Below are 14,982 nucleotides of genomic sequence, written 5' to 3'. Positions count from 1 at the left end.
GTCAGGCCGGGTCGCCCGTCGCCGGGACCTCGCAGCCGTCGGGGCCGCAGACCTCGCCGTCCCCGCCGACCGCGGCGAGCCGGGGCTTGGCGTCCCAGGCCTGGCCGAGCGCCTGGGTGAAGACCTCGGCGGGCTGGGCGCCGGACACGCCGAACGCCCGGTCGAGGACGAAGAACGGCACGCCGTTCGCACCGAGTTCAGCCGCCTCGCGCTCATCGGCGCGTACGTCGTCGGCGTAGGCGGCAGGGTCGGCGAGCACCGCACGGACCGCGTCGGCGTCGAGCCCGGCCTCCACGGCCAGCTCCACCAGATACGCGTCGCCGTCGAAGACGGACCGCTCGTCGGCGAAGTTCGCCCGGTAGAGCAGCCCGATCAGCTCGTCCTGGCGCCCGTGCTCCTTGGCGAGGTGCAGCAGCCGGTGCATGTCGAAGGTGTTCCCGTGGTCACGGCCCTCCGTGCGGTAGCCGAGCCCCTCGGCACCGGCGTTGGCCGCGATGTTGTTCTCGGCCTCCTGTGCCTGCTCGTGCTCAGTCCGTACTTCTTGCTGAGCATCTCCAGGACGGGCGCGGCATCGCCCTTCGCCCGCCCCGGGTCGAGCTCGAAGGAGCGGTGCACCACCTCGACCTGGTCACGGTGCGGGAAGCCGGCGAGGGCCTTCTCGAACCGGGCCTTGCCCACGTAGCACCAGGGGCAGGCGATGTCGCTCCAGATCTCGACGCGCATGTTCTTCATCTCTCCAGGGTCGTACGGCGCAGGAGGCCCCCGCGCACCCTGGTGAACATGCGCACGGACCCGCCCATTCCCGGCTTCGGACCCTCGCCGGGTTGCGCGAGCGAAGTACGCGCCGCTGACAGCGGACGGCTGCACCCTCCGCGGGCTACGCCTCCCCGGCCGCACCGGTCGACGGCGGGGCCGCGGGGATGTCCGGCACGGCGCTCCGTGGAGCGAGGAGGAGGGGGAGGTAGACGTGGTCGACGATCTCGGCGATGACGTCCTCCGGGACCGGGGCACCGTAGAGCAGATAGTGGTTGCGGAGCAGGTCGACCGCCACGGTGGCGCGCCGTGAGGCGGGCACCCACGGCGCGATCTCGCCACGTGCGACAGCACGCAACAGGACACTCTTGATCGGTCCGGGGCCTGCGGGGCCGACCCGTTCGCGGACCAGCCGGGCGAACTCGGGATCGTGCATGGCCTCCGTGATCAGGCCGCGGAGGATGTCGCCGTGCGAGGTGGCCAGCCTGGCGGAGAGCTGCCGCAGCACGGCGATCACGTCGGTGCGCAGGGCGCCGGTGTCGGGCAGATCCGCCTCGGTCAGGCGTCGGGCCGCGCAGGCGTCGATGACGAGTTCGGCGCGGCTGGGCCACCGCCGGTACAGGGTGGCCTTGCCGGTGCGGGCTCTTACGGCCACGCGCTCCATCGTCAGTCCGGCGTAACCGACCTCGGCGAGTTCGTCGAGGACCGCCGCCAGGATGGCGTTCTCCAGCTCCTCGCCCCGGCGGCGAGGGTTTCTGCGGTGGTCGCCGGCCGAACGGTCCGCCGCGTCCCCGTTGATTGGATGCATGACTCCCAGCCATTTGTCGAAACACCCGTTGTGGACCCCGAGCGCGTCAGCCTAGCCTCCTTATTAGAGAACGGACCGTTCTTTAAGCGTCGAGTACATCGAGGGGAACGATGACCGAGACCGTTACGACGCCCCCATCAGGCGCCCCCGCCTTTCCCAGCGACCGCACCTGCCCCTACCAACTTCCCGACCAGTACAACGACCTCCGGGAGCGGGAGGGATCGCTGCAGCGGGTCACCCTCTACGACGGCCGGCAGGCATGGCTGGTGACCGGGTACGACACCGCGCGAAAGCTGCTCGCCGATCCCCGGCTGTCGTCCGACCGGACGGACGACGCCTTCCCGGCGACCTCCGAGCGCGTGGTGAGCTTCCGGGACCGCCGGCCGGCCTTCATCGGCCTCGACCCGCCCGAGCACGGGCCGAAGCGCCGTATGACCATCAGCGAGTTCACCGTCCGGCGCATCAAGGGGATGCGGGAGGACGTGGAGCAGATCGTGCACGGCTTCCTGGACGAGATGATCGCCTCCGGGCCGCCCGCCGACCTCGTCAGCCAGTTCGCGCTGCCCGTGCCGTCCATGGTGATCTGCCGACTGCTCGGCGTGCCCTACGCCGAGCACGACTTCTTCCAGGACGCCAGCAGGCGGCTGATCCAGTCCACGGACGTGGCGGGGACGCGTGCCGCCCGGGACGAGCTGGAGGACTATCTGGGCGGCCTGGTGGACTCCTTGCGCGGCGAGCGCCGGCCGGGCCTGCTGAGCACCCTGGTCACGGAGCAGCTGGAGAAGGGCGCGATCGACCGCGAGGAGCTGGTGTCGACCGCCATCCTGCTGCTGGTGGCCGGCCACGAGACGACGGCGTCGATGACTTCTCTCAGCGTCATCACCCTGCTCGAACACCCCGAGCAGTACGCCGCGTTGCGGGCCGACCCGTCGCTGGTACCGGGGGCGGTGGAGGAGCTGCTGCGCTATCTGGCGATCGCGGACATCGCCGGGGCACGCATCGCGACGGCTGACATCGATGTCGACGGCCAGTGCATCCGGGCCGGCGAGGGTGTCATCGTCACCAACTCCATCGCCAACCGCGACAGTTCGGTCTTCGCGGAGCCGGACACCTTCGACGTGCGGCGCGAGGCCCGCCACCATCTGGCATTCGGCTACGGGGTGCACCAGTGCCTCGGCCAGAACCTGGCCCGCCTCGAACTGGAGGTCATCCTCACGGCGTTGTTCGACCGGCTGCCGAACCTGCGGCTGGCGGTGCCGGTGGACCGGTTGACCCTGCGTCCGGGTACGACGATCCAGGGCGTCAACGAACTCCCGGTCACCTGGTGACCGCGGCGGAAGGAGCAGCAATGCGGGTGACGGCCGACCGGGAGGTCTGTGTGGGCGCGGGCCTGTGCGCGCTGACGGCGCCGGAGGTCTTCGACCAGGACGACGACGGTGTCGTGAAGGTGCTGGCCGCCGATCCCGGCGACGAGGACCGCGCCGCGGCGCGTGAGGCCGGCATGCTCTGCCCGTCGGGCGCCGTGCGCGTCGTCGAGTAGGCAGCCCTGGTGGGACGGCGGGGGCCGGCCGGGTTCCTGACAGCGGACCGCATCAGCGCCGGGGCGGACCCGGCTCGGCCGGACGCCGCAGATGGCCCAGGGTGCTCCGCTTTCGGGCTACACCTCAGCCCGGCGTCCGCCCCTCGCCGTCCGGGTGCCCGACGATCGCAGGCGGTCGGCCCCGCCCCGGCCGTGGAGCGTCCGATCACCGGGAGACCGCCGTGCACATCCTGCTCGTCGCGAGTGCCTTCAACAGCCTGACACAGCGTGTGCACGCCGAGCTGCGGGACCACGGCCACACGGTGGCCGTCGCCATCGCGCTGCCGGACCCCGCCCTGCACGACACGGCGCTGCGGGAGGCCATCAGCCGGCACCGGCCCGAGCTGATCGTCGCCCCGCTGCTGAAGACCGCTGTCCCGCAAGACATCTGGTCGGCGCACACCTGCCTCATCGTGCATCCGGGACCCGTCGGGGACCGGGGGCCCTCCTCCCTGGACTGGGCGATCCACGAGGGCGTGGCCCGGTGGGGGGTCACCGTTCTGCAGGCCGGCGCGGTCATGGACGCCGGTGATGTCTGGGCCACCGCCGAGTGCCCGGTACCCCCGGTCGGCAAGAGCGATCTCTACCGCAACGAGATCTCCGACGCGGCGCTGCGGGCCGTGCTGCTGGCCGTGGAGCGCTTCGCGTCAGGCACGTACTCCCCCGAACCGCAGCAGCAGGAGTCCCCCCGACAAACGCGCCAGGGAGGCGTCGGCACCCGGCCCTTTCTCCGGCAGGAGCAGCGGCGGATCGACTGGCGGGCGGATTCCACCGCGGCGGTCGTACGCAAGCTGCGTGCCGCCGACTCGAACCCCGGAGTACGGGACGAACTGCTCGGCGCCGAGTGGTTCCTGCACGGGGGCCATCCCGAGGACCAACTGCGCGGGCAGCCGGGGGAGTTGCTGGCCACCCGGGCGGGCGCCGTCTGCCGGGCGACGGCCGACGGGGCGGTGTGGATCCCGGAGCTGCGGCCCCGGCGCGGTTCCGGGCAGCCGCCCACGTACAAACTGCCCGCCGTCAGCGCGCTCGGCGACCGGCTCCCGGAACTGCCCGAACTCCCCGCGCCTCTGCGGCCGGACGAGAACTTCCGCACCTGGAGCGACATCCGGTACCGGGAGGAGGGGCAGGCGGGGTTCCTGACGTTCTCCTTCCCCGGCGGCGCGATGAGCACAGCGCACTGCGAGCGGCTGCTCGCCGCGTACCGGACCGCTCTGGCCCGGCCCACCTCGGTCCTGGTGCTGGGCGGCGGCCGGGACTTCTTCAGCAACGGCATCCATCTCAACGTGATCGAGGCGGCCACCGATCCGGCGGCGGAGTCCTGGGCCAACATCAGCGCCATGGACGACCTGGTGGAGGCCGTTCTGACGACCACCGACCGTCTGGTGGTCTCCGCCGTGGGCGGCAACGCCGCCGCCGGAGGGGTGATGCTGGCCCTGGCGGCGGACGAGGTCTGGTGCAGGGCGGGCGCGGTGCTGAACCCGCACTACCGGCTGATGGGCCTGTACGGATCCGAGTACTGGACCCGCACGCTGCCGCGCCGGGCGGGTGCGGAGGTCGCCGGGGAGCTGATGCGGCGGGCGCTGCCGGTCAGCGCGGCCGCCGGGCAGCGCATCGGCCTGGTGGACCGGATCGTCGAGTGCGGCCCGCAGGACTTCCCGGGCACGGTCATCCGGCTCGCGGCGCTCCTCGCGTCGTCCTCCGGTGCGCAGTCGCGGGCCGCGGCCAAGAAGGCGGAGCTGGAGCACGAGGAGGAGGTCAGGCCGCTGGCGGCCCACCGGGAGGACGAACTGGCGCGGATGGCCCGCACCTTCGGCGATCCGGAGGCGCCGTACCACGCGCTGCGACGCGCGTTCGTGCACAAACTGCCGCTGACCGGCACCCCTCCGCACCTCGACATCCACCGGCCGCCGCAGCAGGGGGCAGCCCCGGGCGACCGGGGATGACGTCACGCCGCCCCCACCACCGGGAGGGGTGCCCCGCTCTCAGCTCCGGGCCAGGACGGCCGGGATCTCCAGCCGCAGCGAGATGTGCGCGCTGTCGGGGTCGCTGACCGCAGGCTCGGCCGGCAGCCACCCGTGGCGGGCGTAGAACCGCTGGGCGCGCAGATTGTGTTCGTACACTTCGAGCCGCGCCTCGGGCACCGCGTCCCGCTGCCAGGCGGCGACGACCGCGTCGTGCAGGGCGCCGCCGATCCCCCGGCTCCAGCGGGCCGGGTCGACGTGGAACTGCATGAGGGTCATGGCCCCGTTGAAGACCCGGAACGACGTGACCCCGGCGACGATGCCCGCGACCTCGGCGCAGAGCACCCCGCCGTCCTGCCGGCCGATCGCGCCGACCCACCCCTCCCGCACCTGCGCGTGCACCTCGGGGCCGGCGTACTCCTCGACCGGTATCCGGCCTTCGTAGTACGTGGCACGGGCCGCGGCGTGGAGTGCGGCGATGGTGTCGATGTCCTCCGGGCGGGCCGGGCGGATCAGAGCAACGGATGTCATGGCGGGAAGGACGCCGGCTGATCACCGCGCGGTTGCAGTGCGGTTGAAAGAGGCCCGACAGGCGCTGGGGGTGAGGCCGGTCCGCCGGGCGGGGCCGAACGCGGTCCCGCCCGGCCCCGGCGTCAGCTCCCGTCGCGCAGCCCCTTGGGCGCACGGTCCCGGTAGACGAGGGAGTCGAACGTCACCGCGCAGCCGTCCGCCTCGGGGCACTGGGCCAGGAAGCCGATCCGGGCGCCGGTCTCCGCCGGTCCGTCGCCGAGTGCGAAGACTCGTACGAAGGTCCAGCGTTCACCGTCGGCCGACGCGTGGAACGCGAAGGCCTTCCCGGTCCGGCTGATCCGGAGCCAGACGCTGTCGCCCTCCACCACCGAGGAGTTGACGTCGTCGGAGTGCCCCCTGGTGACGACCGAGCAGATGGTGGGGGTGTCCGGGGAGAGTTCGAAGCAGAGCTTGGCCCACTCCCGTTTGCCGGTCTCCAGGTACAGCGCGCCGGCGTCCCCCGCGCCGGCGAAGCCGACCGCCACCCTGGCGATCAGCTGGAAGTCGCCGGGCGGTGGCGTGCCGACCAGCCTGGGCGCGTCCGACGCCGGATCGAGCGAGTCGCCCGCCGGGGGCACGAACAGGTCCTCGCGCGCTCCGGCGCGCACCGAGAGCGCCCCCTCCGCGTACGACCAGGGGGTCTGCGGGCCCTCCGGAAACAGCGGGAAGGGCAGCTCGGGCAGCCGGGTCACTCGGGCAGGCCGTTGATGCGGCGGGGCAGGCCCAGCGGGTTGGCCTCGCGCAGTTCGGGCGGGAGCAGCGCGTCGGGCGTGCTCTGGTACGCGACCGGGCGCAGCCAGCGCTCGATGGCGGTGCCGCCGACCGAGGTGGAGGTGGAGGTGGTGGCCGGGTAGGGGCCGCCGTGGTGCTGGGCGGGGGCGACCGCGACCCCGGTGGGCCAGCCGTTGACCAGGACCCGCCCGGCGAGCGGGGTGAGCTCGTCGAGCAGGGCGGCGGCGGTGCCCTCGCCCGCGGCCTCGGCGGCGGAGACCTGGAGGGTCGCCGTCAGATTGCCCGGCAGCCGGGAGAGCACCGCGGTGATCTCGTCGGTGGATCCGTAGCGTGCGACGACCGTGACCGGTCCGAAGCACTCCTCCAGGAGCAGATCGTGCTCGCCGTCCGCCGCGAGCAGCGCGGCGGGCAGTGTCAGGAAGCCCGCGCTGACGGTGTGCTCGCCGCCCGCCCCGGGCGTGACCGGGGCGTCGACCCCGGTCAGGGCGGCCCGTTCGCGTACGCCCGTCAGGAAGCTGTCGCGCATCCGGTGGTCGAGGAGGACACCGGCCTCGCTGTCGCTGACCGCGGCGGTCAGCGCCTTGACCAGGGCGTCGCCGCCGGGCCCGGTGGGCGCGAGCACGAAGCCGGGCTTCACACAGAACTGGCCGGTGCCGAGTGTGACGGAGCCCGCGAGCCCTGCCCCGATCTCCTCGGCGCGCTCGGCGGCCGCGGCCTCCGTCACCACGACCGGGTTGAGCGAGCCCAGCTCGCCGTGGAAGGGGATCGGGACCGGCCTGGCGGCAGCCGCGTCGAAGAGGGCGCGGCCGCCACGCAGCGAGCCGGTGAAACCGGCGGCGGAGACCAGCGGGTGCTTGACGAGCGCCACTCCGGCGTCGAAGCCGTGCACCACGGAGACCACCGCGGGGTCGAGACCGACCTGCTCGGCGGCCCGGTGCAGCACGGAGGCGCACAGCTCGGACGTCGCGGGGTGGTCGGGGTGCGCCTTGACCACGACCGGGCAGCCGGCCGCGAGTGCGCTCGCGGTGTCGCCGCCCGGTACCGAGAAGGCCAGCGGGAAGTTGCTCGCCGCGTACACCGCGACGACGCCCAGCGGCAGCTTGTACCGGCGCAGGTCGGGCCGGGGCGGGGTCGCGGCGGCGTCCGGGTGGTCGATGCGGATGTCGAGGAACGAACCCTCGTCGATCACGTCGGCGAAGGCCCGGAACTGCGCGGTCGTGCGGGCCAGTTCACCGGTGAGCCGGCCAGGACCGAGCGCGGTCTCGGCGTCGGCGGCCTCGATGACATGGGGCCCGGCCTCGTCGAGCAGGTCGGCGGCGGTACGCAGCAGGGCCGCCCGTATCCTGCGGTCGGCGAGCGACGCACACACGGCGTGGGCGGCGCGGACCACTTGGTCCACCTCGGCCGTCGTGGCCTCCAGCGCGACCTGCTCGCGCTGCTTCCCGGTTCGGGGGTCGACACTCCAGACTGGTGTTGCTGCCACCGCGAACGTCCTTCCAGATCCACTGCCGCAAACCACTGCCGCACAACGAGTTGTTCGGTAAAGTTGTTCGGTATTCTGAACACTGTTCCTGATGATGAATTTCTCCTGGAACTCTAATAACGCGCGTTCAGCATTGACAAGAGGGGCAGGGTCGAATGTCGACTGCCGAGGCAGCAGGTGGGGCGCAGGTCAAGTCCGCGGTGCGGACGGTCGAGTTGCTGGAGTACTTCGCCGGGCGCCCCGGTATGCACTCGCTCGCGGCCGTGCAGGAGGCGGTCGGCTACCCCAAGTCCAGTCTCTACATGCTGCTGCGCACACTGGTGGAGCTGGGCTGGGTGGAGACCGACGCGACCGGCACCCGGTACGGCATCGGCGTACGCGCCCTGCTCGTCGGCACGTCGTACATCGACGGCGACGAGGTGGTCGCGGCGGCCCGGACCACCCTGGACCGGCTCTCCGACGACACGACGGAGACCATCCACCTCGCCCGCCTCGACGGGACCAACGTGGTCTATCTGGCCACCCGGCAGTCGCAGCACTACCTGCGCCCCTTCACCCGGGTCGGCCGCAGGCTGCCCGCGCACTCGACCTCACTGGGCAAGGCGCTGCTCGCCACCCACAGTGACGAGCAGGTCCGCAAGATGCTGCCGGAGACCATGCCGCAGCTGACCGAGCACACCATCACCGACCGCGAGAAGCTCATCGAGGAGCTGCACCTCGTCCGCGAGCAGGGGTACGCCGTGGACCGCGAGGAGAACACGCTGGGGCTGCGCTGCTTCGGCGTGGCGATCCCGTACCGGACCCCGGCCCGCGACGCGATCAGCTGCTCGGTGCCGGTGGCCAGGCTCACCCCGGCCCACGAGCAGATGGTCAAGGACGCGCTCTTCGACGCCCGCGACCGGCTGACCCTCGCCACCCGGCGGCTCTGAGCCACGACGGCCGGAAGTACGGCAACCCGGCGGCCCGGCGGCCCGGCAGATGAGAGATCGCTGAGAAATCCGCCGGAAAGGAACGGTTCCGCCCGCCCCACTCGTCCTCACACGGGATGAACAAGACAATCAGGCGCGCCTCGGTCTTCTGCCTGCTGCTGGTCCTCGCTCTGCTCGTGCGGGCGACCTGGGTGCAGACGTACGAGAGCAAGGCCCTCGCAGACAACAAGAACAACCGGCGGACCGCCATCGCGCAGTACGCGAAGCCGCTGGGCGACATCATCGTGGGAGGGAGGTCGGTCACCGGGTCGAAGCGGACGGACGGCGGCGACCTCGCCTACAAGCGGACATACGCCGACGGAGACCTGTACTCGGCTGTGACCGGGTACAGCTCGCAGGCGTACGGGTCGACGCAGCTCGAAGGGATCTACAGCGACGTCCTCGACGGGACGGACAGCCGGCTGAAGAACCCGATCGACGCGCTCACCGGCAAGCAGACCGCCCCCGGTGACGTCCTGACGACCATCGACCCCTCCGTGCAGAAGGCGGGGTACGAAGCGCTCGGCAGCAAGAAGGGCGCCGCCGTCGCCATCGATCCGAAGACCGGCCAGATCCTGGGGATGGTGTCCACGCCGTCCTACGACCCGTCGAAGATCAGCGGTACGACGGACGGCGACGCCTGGAAGCAGCTGACCACCGACAAGAACCAGCCGATGCTCAACCGGGCGCTGCGCCAGCCGCTGCCCCCGGGGTCGACCTTCAAGCTGGTGGTCGCGTCGGCCGCGCTGGAGGACGGGCTCTTCTCGTCGATCGACGAGAAGACCGACAGCCCCGACCCTTACCGGCTCCCGGGCACGACCACGGACCTCACGAACGAGAGCGCATCGGACCCCTGCAAGAACGCGACGCTCCGCACCGCCCTCGAATACTCCTGCAACACCGTCTTCGCCAAGGTGGCCGACGACCTGGGCCAGGACAAGGTGAAGGCGATGGCGGAGAAGTTCGGCTTCAACGACTCCAAGCAGGACGTGCCGGTGCGCGCCTGGCCGAGCAACTACCCCTCGCACATGGACAAGGCGCAGACGGCGCTGAGCGGCATCGGCCAGTTCGATGTGACGGCCACCCCGCTCCAGATGGCGATGGTGACGTCCGCCCTGGCGAACGACGGGGTGATGGCCGACCCGCACATGGTCTCCAAGGTGACGGACGGCGACGGCAACACCCTCCAGTCCTACGGGAAGGACCAGGGCAAGCGGATCGTCTCGTCGTCCACGGCGGCCCAGCTCCAGAGTGCGATGCAGACGGTCGTCGAGCAGGGCACGGGTTCGAGCGCGAAGGTCCCCGGCGCCGTGGTGGGCGGCAAGACCGGCACGGCCCAGCACGGTGTGAACAACGACAAGGCGCCGTACGCCTGGTTCACGTCGTACGCGAAGGACAAGTCGACCGGTAAGGAGGTGGCTGTCGCGGTGCTCGTCGAGGACTCGGACGCGGCCCGTGCGGAGGTGAGCGGCAACGGCCTGGCGGGGCCTGTCGCCCAGAAGATGATGGCGGCGGCGCTGAAGTAGCCGGCCGGTGACAGCCGATCGGTGATCCCGATCGGTGATCCAGTCCGGCGATCCTTTACGTTGATCCATTACGGCCCCCGGCAGGCGCGCCGGGCCGTAGGGTGCCGCCATGGTCATACGACTGCCCCGTTCCCCGTCCGGCTGGACCATGGCCGTCTTCGGCGTACTCGCCGCCGTCCTGGGAGCCGTGGGTCTGATCTCCCCCGACGCGCTGCTGAAGACCCTGGGCTTCGCCGCCCCCGCCGCCGGCCGCCCGGCGTCCGACTACACCCGGACCTTCATCACGGCCTCCTCGATGGCCGCGGTGAACATGGGCGTGTACTACGTACTGGCTGCCGCCGCCGACTGGAAGGGCTTCTTCCGCTGGACAGTGCCGTTCCGGCTGCTGACCTTCGCGGTCTTCACCACGGCCGTCGTATCCGGCCGCGCGCCCTCCGGGTTCCTGGGTGTGGGGCTGTGGGAGGGAACCGGCGCGGTCGTGACGGGCGTGGCGCTGCGGTACGAGACGGTCAGGGCGCGGCGCGCGGCTCCGGCCCCAACGACCTGACGAGCTGACGCCCTGGCGGCGCAGGCGAGTCCGTTCCCCGTCGCCGGAGGAGCGGGCACGGAGCGACCCCTCCCCCGGCGGCTGTCAGCGCGGGACCGGTCCGGTCACGGCAGGAAGTACATCGGGTTCGGGATCTTGTACGTCTTGTCGGCGTAACCGCCGCCGAGGTCGGAGTACTGGTCCCCGAAGTTGGCGACGATGTCGTAACCGAGCGACTCGATGTGCTTCCTCGTCCCGGCCTTGAACTGGACCGTGGTGCAGGTCCACTTCGGCGTTCCGCAGCTCAGATAGGGCGGGGCCGCGTTCGGGTCCTTGAGGTAGAAGTGGGACCTGTCCACGGGCACCTGGTATCCGGCCCGGGTCAGGTTGGTGGCCGAAGCGGTGCGCTGCGTCTCGTCACGTCCGGTCAGGAAGAAGACCGTAACGCCCTTCTTCGCGGCGTAGTTGACGACGTCGGGCATCCCGAAGACCGCGATCGACCGCGCGCTCTGGACGTAGTCGTTGAAGGCGGTTGCGTTGTAGGCGAAGCCGTTCTTCTTCTCGTAGTCGTAGGTGAGCAGCGTCGTGTCGTCCACGTCCAGCACGATGGCGGGCTTGCGGCCGTGGCCGGTGCGGTGGGCGGCCCCGGCGATCTGCCGCTTCGCCCGCGCCTCGATGCCTTCGACCTGCTTGGCGTAGTTGCTCTTCGGCGAGGCCTGGTAGGCGCCCGAGGCGTCCGCCGTACCGCCGTAGTAGGCGTTGATGCTGTCTTCGACCTTGGTGACGTTGGGGATCTCCCGGTCGGTCCGCGGCACCGAATTGTCGGCGGTGGCGACGCCGATGCCGTAGAGGGCGCTGCCGGCCGCGGCGAGGGCGACCGTACACGCGGAGATCCTGGCGAGTCTGGAGGGCATACGCGTCTGCTCCGGTTCTGTTGGTGAACTGCAGGTCACTGGATGTCTACGCGCATCACATGGACTGCACAAGGCACTTTGCGGATCTGTTGCGGAGAAACCCGGTTGCGGCCCGTGGGGCCCCGTTGTTGAGTGACCGGATGGATCTCGAAGCGGTACGGGCGGAGTTCGACCTTCGGATGCGGCGGGACGCGCCCCCGGACGGCCCCGGCAGCGTGGTCGAACGTGTCGGCGACGTCGTGCGGCAGACCGGTCCGGACGCCGACAGCTGGAACGGTGTCGTCTGGTCCGGGCTCGACTCGGCCACCGCCGATGCGGCGATCGCCGGGGAGGTCCGGCATTTCACCGCGCTGAACCGCGAGTTCGAGTGGAAGCTGTACGCCCACGACCGCCCGGCCGACCTGGCGGACCGGCTCGTGGCGGCCGGGTTCACACCCGAGCCGCCGGAGACCCTGATGGTCGCCGAGGTCCGGTCGCTGCCGACCGAGGTGCGGCTGCCCGCAGGGGTGGAGCTGCGTCCCGTGACCGATGCGGCCGGGGTGGCTCTCATGACACGCGCGCACGAGGCGGCGTTCGGCGAGGACGGTTCACGGATCCACCAGCAGGTGCTGAACCGGCTGACCGACGACCCGGATTCGCTGGCCGCGGTGGTGGCGATGGCCGGTGACGAACCGGTCTGCGCGGCGCGGATGGAGTTCTGTCCGGGCACCGGCTTCGCCAGTCTCTGGGGCGGCGGCACGGCCCCGGCCTGGCGTGGTCGCGGCATCTACCGCGCCCTGGTCGCCCACCGTGCGGGAATCGCCGCCGCACGCGGCGTCCGCCTCCTCCAGGTCGACGCGTCCGACGACAGCCGCCCGATCCTCCAGCGGCTGGGCTTCGCCGCGCTCACCACCACGACCCCCCATGTGTACGGGGTGCGCGGCTAGTTCGTCGGGAGTGCGCTGTTCCGGCGGCCGTGCGTCCGTCAGCCGTGCTCCGCGTGCCGGGCCGCGTCCCGGCCTGGCGGGGCGCCGAACGCCTTGCGGTACTCGCGGCTGAACTGGGACGGGCTCCCGTAGCCCACCCGGTGGCCGATGTCCGCGACGTCCACCGGCCCCGTCAGGAGCAGGGCGCGCGCCTCCCGCAGCCGGATCTGCTTCTGGAACTGGATCGGGGTCATCGAGGTCGCGGAGCGGAAGTGCCGGTGGAAGGCCGACGGACTCATACCGGCCAGGTCGGCGAGGTCCGCGATGCGCAGCGGTTCGTCGTAGTGCCGGCGGATCCAGCGGATCGTGCGGGAGATGTGCGCGATGCTGCTGTTGGCGAGGCCGATCTGGCGGACCAGCGCGCCCTGGTCACCGGTGATGAGACGCCACAGGATCTCCCGTTCGATGCCGGGTGCGAGCACCCGGAGGTCGTCCGGGCGACCCAGCAGGCGCAGCAGCCGGACGACCGGATCGAGCAGTTCGGGCGTCGCGTCGCTGACCGCGAGGCCCGTGAAGGCGGGCGGTTTCGTGATGTTGCCGGTCTCCAGGAGCAGCGGTGCGATCGCCGCCGGGTCCAGCGTCATGCTGAAGACGACGAAGGGTTCGTCCTCGTCTGCTTCGAGCGCCTGACCGGTCACCGGCAGGTCGACCGACACGACGAGGTACTGCCCCGCCCGGTAGTCGTGGGGCACGCCGTTCAGGATCGTGCGCTTGACGCCCTGGCCGACGACCGCGAGCGACGGTTCCGCCATCGCGCTCACCGGGAGGGTGGGACGGTACGCGCAGGTGATGGCCACGCCGTCCAGGATCTCCGTCTTCAGCTGCGGGCCGCGGCCTGCGTGGCGCACGATCAGCGTCCGTAGCTCACCGAGGAGTTCCGCGGTCCGCGCCGCGGATCCGGGTGGTGCTGCCGCATCCGGTGCCGGCGCGTCCGGTGCTGCCCCCTCTGGTACTGGCGCGTCTGTCATGGCGGGATTAGAGCAATGTCGGCAGGATCGTGCAAGCGGGCGGCAGGATTCGTCTACCGGACGGGCGGGGGCGGCGTGTTGGCTGGTGGGGAATCTGCAAGCGAAGCGCCGGAGGCATGACGTAATGAAGCGCAGGACCCTCGGGTCGACCGGAATATCCGTCAGCGAGATCGCGCTCGGCGCGATGATGTTCGGGAGTCTGGGCAACGCGGACCACGGGGACGCGATCCGTATCATCCACAGCGCGCTCGACGCCGGGATCAATGTCATCGACACGGCCGACGTCTACTCCAGGGGCGAGTCCGAGGAGATCGTCGGCAAGGCCGTCAAGGGCCGCAGGGACGGTCTGGTCATCGCGACGAAGTTCGGACGGCCGATGGGCGACGACCCGAACCAGCGGGGCGGCTCACGGCGGTGGATCGTACGCGCGGTCGAGGACAGCCTCCGCCGGCTCGGCACCGACTACATCGACCTGTACCAGATCCACCGGCCCGACCACCGAACCGAGACCGGCGAGACGCTCGCCGCGCTGTCCGACCTCGTACAGGCAGGCAAGATCAGGGCGTTCGGATCGTCCATGTTCCCTGCGGAGATGATGGTCGAGGCGCAGTGGACGGCGGAGCGGCGCGGATCCCACCGGTTCCTGACCGAGCAGCCCATGTACTCCATCTTCACCCGCCGGCCGGAGGCCGCCGTGCTCCCGACCGCGCTCCGCCACGGACTGGGTGTGCTGACCTTCAGTCCGCTGAACAGCGGCTGGCTCTCCGGGCGGGCGGACCTCCCGGCCACCCACCGGGCCAGGCTGATGTCGTCCGTCTTCCCGTCGCACTACGACACGTCCACTCCGGCCGGTGCCCTGAAGGCCGCGGCGCTCGCCCGGCTCACGGTGCTCGCGGAGGAGGCGGGGATGACGCTGCCGCAGCTCGCGATCGCCTTCGTACGCGCGCATCCGGCGGTCTCCACGGTCCTGATCGGTCCCCGTACACAGGAACAGCTGGACGGGCTTCTCCATGGTGCCGGGACCGGGCTGTCTCACACCGGGCTGTCTCACACACGGCTGCCCCGTACCGAACTGTCGGACATCGAGCTGTCGGACGAGATCCTCGACCGGATCGACGAGATCGTCCCGCCGGGAACCGACCTCGACCCGGCGGACAACTACGCGGCCGCACCGCCCGCGATCGAGGACGCGAGGCTGCGCCGCCGCCGGTAGTGGCGGAGGCGCTGCC

Annotated in this window: 14 protein-coding genes and 1 pseudogene; 8 read left to right on the top strand and 7 right to left on the bottom strand. The window is 71.3% G+C overall.

Translation table 11 applies throughout. The annotated features are described in order from the left end of the window. Position 1: 1 nt before the first annotated feature. Positions 2-723 (bottom strand): annotated as a pseudogene (locus tag OG385_RS26310) (DsbA family oxidoreductase). 154 nt (positions 724-877) lie between these two features. Then, positions 878-1,561 carry a TetR/AcrR family transcriptional regulator gene (locus OG385_RS26305; RefSeq protein ID WP_266858238.1) on the bottom strand — a complete coding sequence of 228 codons (684 nt, stop codon included), beginning with the start codon at positions 1,559-1,561 and terminating at the stop codon, positions 878-880. 110 nt (positions 1,562-1,671) lie between these two features. On the opposite strand from OG385_RS26305, the gene OG385_RS26300 reads away from it, so the two are divergent. From OG385_RS26300 to OG385_RS26290, 3 genes are all read left to right on the top strand, one after another. Next, the gene (locus tag OG385_RS26300; RefSeq protein ID WP_266858237.1) at positions 1,672-2,889 is read left to right on the top strand and encodes a cytochrome P450; all 1,218 of its coding nucleotides are present in this window, start codon (positions 1,672-1,674) and stop codon (positions 2,887-2,889) included. A gap of 20 nt (positions 2,890-2,909) precedes the next feature. Then, positions 2,910-3,101 carry a ferredoxin gene (locus tag OG385_RS26295; RefSeq protein ID WP_266858235.1) on the top strand — a complete coding sequence of 64 codons (192 nt, stop codon included), beginning with the start codon at positions 2,910-2,912 and terminating at the stop codon, positions 3,099-3,101. A gap of 221 nt (positions 3,102-3,322) precedes the next feature. Beyond that, complete coding sequence (locus OG385_RS26290) at positions 3,323-5,083, top strand: hydrogenase maturation protein (protein ID WP_266858233.1); 1,761 nt, start codon at positions 3,323-3,325, stop codon at positions 5,081-5,083. 39 nt (positions 5,084-5,122) lie between these two features. Here OG385_RS26290 and OG385_RS26285 read toward each other — a convergent pair whose 3' ends face one another. The 3 genes from OG385_RS26285 to OG385_RS26275 form a co-directional block, all read right to left on the bottom strand. Beyond that, on the bottom strand, positions 5,123-5,632 hold the full coding sequence (locus tag OG385_RS26285) for a GNAT family N-acetyltransferase (protein WP_266858232.1): 510 nt from the start codon (positions 5,630-5,632) through the stop codon (positions 5,123-5,125). A gap of 122 nt (positions 5,633-5,754) precedes the next feature. Continuing rightward, on the bottom strand, positions 5,755-6,363 hold the full coding sequence (locus OG385_RS26280; RefSeq protein WP_266858231.1) for a DUF1349 domain-containing protein: 609 nt from the start codon (positions 6,361-6,363) through the stop codon (positions 5,755-5,757). Further along, positions 6,360-7,886 carry an aldehyde dehydrogenase (NADP(+)) gene (locus OG385_RS26275; protein ID WP_266858230.1) on the bottom strand — a complete coding sequence of 509 codons (1,527 nt, stop codon included), beginning with the start codon at positions 7,884-7,886 and terminating at the stop codon, positions 6,360-6,362. Before OG385_RS26275 ends, OG385_RS26280 begins: the two co-directional genes overlap by 4 nt. A gap of 155 nt (positions 7,887-8,041) precedes the next feature. On the opposite strand from OG385_RS26275, the gene OG385_RS26270 reads away from it, so the two are divergent. From OG385_RS26270 to OG385_RS26260, 3 genes are all read left to right on the top strand, one after another. Beyond that, positions 8,042-8,815: an IclR family transcriptional regulator gene (locus tag OG385_RS26270; protein ID WP_266858228.1), complete on the top strand. Its 774-nt coding sequence runs from the start codon at positions 8,042-8,044 to the stop codon at positions 8,813-8,815. A gap of 116 nt (positions 8,816-8,931) precedes the next feature. Continuing rightward, complete coding sequence (locus OG385_RS26265) at positions 8,932-10,380, top strand: penicillin-binding protein 2 (RefSeq protein WP_266858226.1); 1,449 nt, start codon at positions 8,932-8,934, stop codon at positions 10,378-10,380. Positions 10,381-10,489: 109 nt separating this feature from the next. Further along, positions 10,490-10,927 carry a hypothetical protein gene (locus OG385_RS26260; RefSeq protein WP_266858224.1) on the top strand — a complete coding sequence of 146 codons (438 nt, stop codon included), beginning with the start codon at positions 10,490-10,492 and terminating at the stop codon, positions 10,925-10,927. A gap of 104 nt (positions 10,928-11,031) precedes the next feature. Here OG385_RS26260 and OG385_RS26255 read toward each other — a convergent pair whose 3' ends face one another. Further along, complete coding sequence (locus tag OG385_RS26255; RefSeq protein WP_266858223.1) at positions 11,032-11,820, bottom strand: HAD family acid phosphatase; 789 nt, start codon at positions 11,818-11,820, stop codon at positions 11,032-11,034. 140 nt (positions 11,821-11,960) lie between these two features. Here OG385_RS26255 and OG385_RS26250 point away from each other — a divergent pair, with 140 nt between their 5' ends. After that, entirely contained in the window at positions 11,961-12,746 is a 786-nt protein-coding gene (locus tag OG385_RS26250) for a GNAT family N-acetyltransferase (protein ID WP_266858222.1), read from the top strand. A gap of 38 nt (positions 12,747-12,784) precedes the next feature. On the opposite strand, the gene OG385_RS26245 is transcribed toward OG385_RS26250, so the two are convergent. Beyond that, positions 12,785-13,753: an AraC family transcriptional regulator gene (locus OG385_RS26245; RefSeq protein ID WP_266858220.1), complete on the bottom strand. Its 969-nt coding sequence runs from the start codon at positions 13,751-13,753 to the stop codon at positions 12,785-12,787. Positions 13,754-13,877: 124 nt separating this feature from the next. On the opposite strand from OG385_RS26245, the gene OG385_RS26240 reads away from it, so the two are divergent. Then, positions 13,878-14,966: an aldo/keto reductase gene (locus OG385_RS26240; protein ID WP_266858218.1), complete on the top strand. Its 1,089-nt coding sequence runs from the start codon at positions 13,878-13,880 to the stop codon at positions 14,964-14,966. Positions 14,967-14,982 lie beyond the last annotated feature (16 nt).

It is taken from the genome of Streptomyces sp. NBC_01306 (assembly GCF_026340465.1).
Lineage (GTDB): Bacteria > Actinomycetota > Actinomycetes > Streptomycetales > Streptomycetaceae > Streptomyces.
This window is presented reverse-complemented; position numbering and strand designations above follow the sequence as displayed.

What these genes read in the sequence shown, in the direction of transcription:
- OG385_RS26305 (WP_266858238.1), bottom strand. Translation starts at nt 1,561, where the DNA reads ATGCATCCAATCAACGGGGACGCGGCGGACCGTTCGGCCGGCGACCAC.
- OG385_RS26300 (WP_266858237.1), top strand. Translation starts at nt 1,672, where the DNA reads ATGACCGAGACCGTTACGACGCCCCCATCAGGCGCCCCCGCCTTTCCC.
- OG385_RS26295 (WP_266858235.1), top strand. Translation starts at nt 2,910, where the DNA reads ATGCGGGTGACGGCCGACCGGGAGGTCTGTGTGGGCGCGGGCCTGTGC.
- OG385_RS26285 (WP_266858232.1), bottom strand. Translation starts at nt 5,632, where the DNA reads ATGACATCCGTTGCTCTGATCCGCCCGGCCCGCCCGGAGGACATCGAC.
- OG385_RS26270 (WP_266858228.1), top strand. Translation starts at nt 8,042, where the DNA reads ATGTCGACTGCCGAGGCAGCAGGTGGGGCGCAGGTCAAGTCCGCGGTG.
- OG385_RS26265 (WP_266858226.1), top strand. Translation starts at nt 8,932, where the DNA reads ATGAACAAGACAATCAGGCGCGCCTCGGTCTTCTGCCTGCTGCTGGTC.
- OG385_RS26260 (WP_266858224.1), top strand. Translation starts at nt 10,490, where the DNA reads ATGGTCATACGACTGCCCCGTTCCCCGTCCGGCTGGACCATGGCCGTC.
- OG385_RS26255 (WP_266858223.1), bottom strand. Translation starts at nt 11,820, where the DNA reads ATGCCCTCCAGACTCGCCAGGATCTCCGCGTGTACGGTCGCCCTCGCC.
- OG385_RS26250 (WP_266858222.1), top strand. Translation starts at nt 11,961, where the DNA reads ATGGATCTCGAAGCGGTACGGGCGGAGTTCGACCTTCGGATGCGGCGG.
- OG385_RS26245 (WP_266858220.1), bottom strand. Translation starts at nt 13,753, where the DNA reads ATGACAGACGCGCCAGTACCAGAGGGGGCAGCACCGGACGCGCCGGCA.
- OG385_RS26240 (WP_266858218.1), top strand. Translation starts at nt 13,878, where the DNA reads ATGAAGCGCAGGACCCTCGGGTCGACCGGAATATCCGTCAGCGAGATC.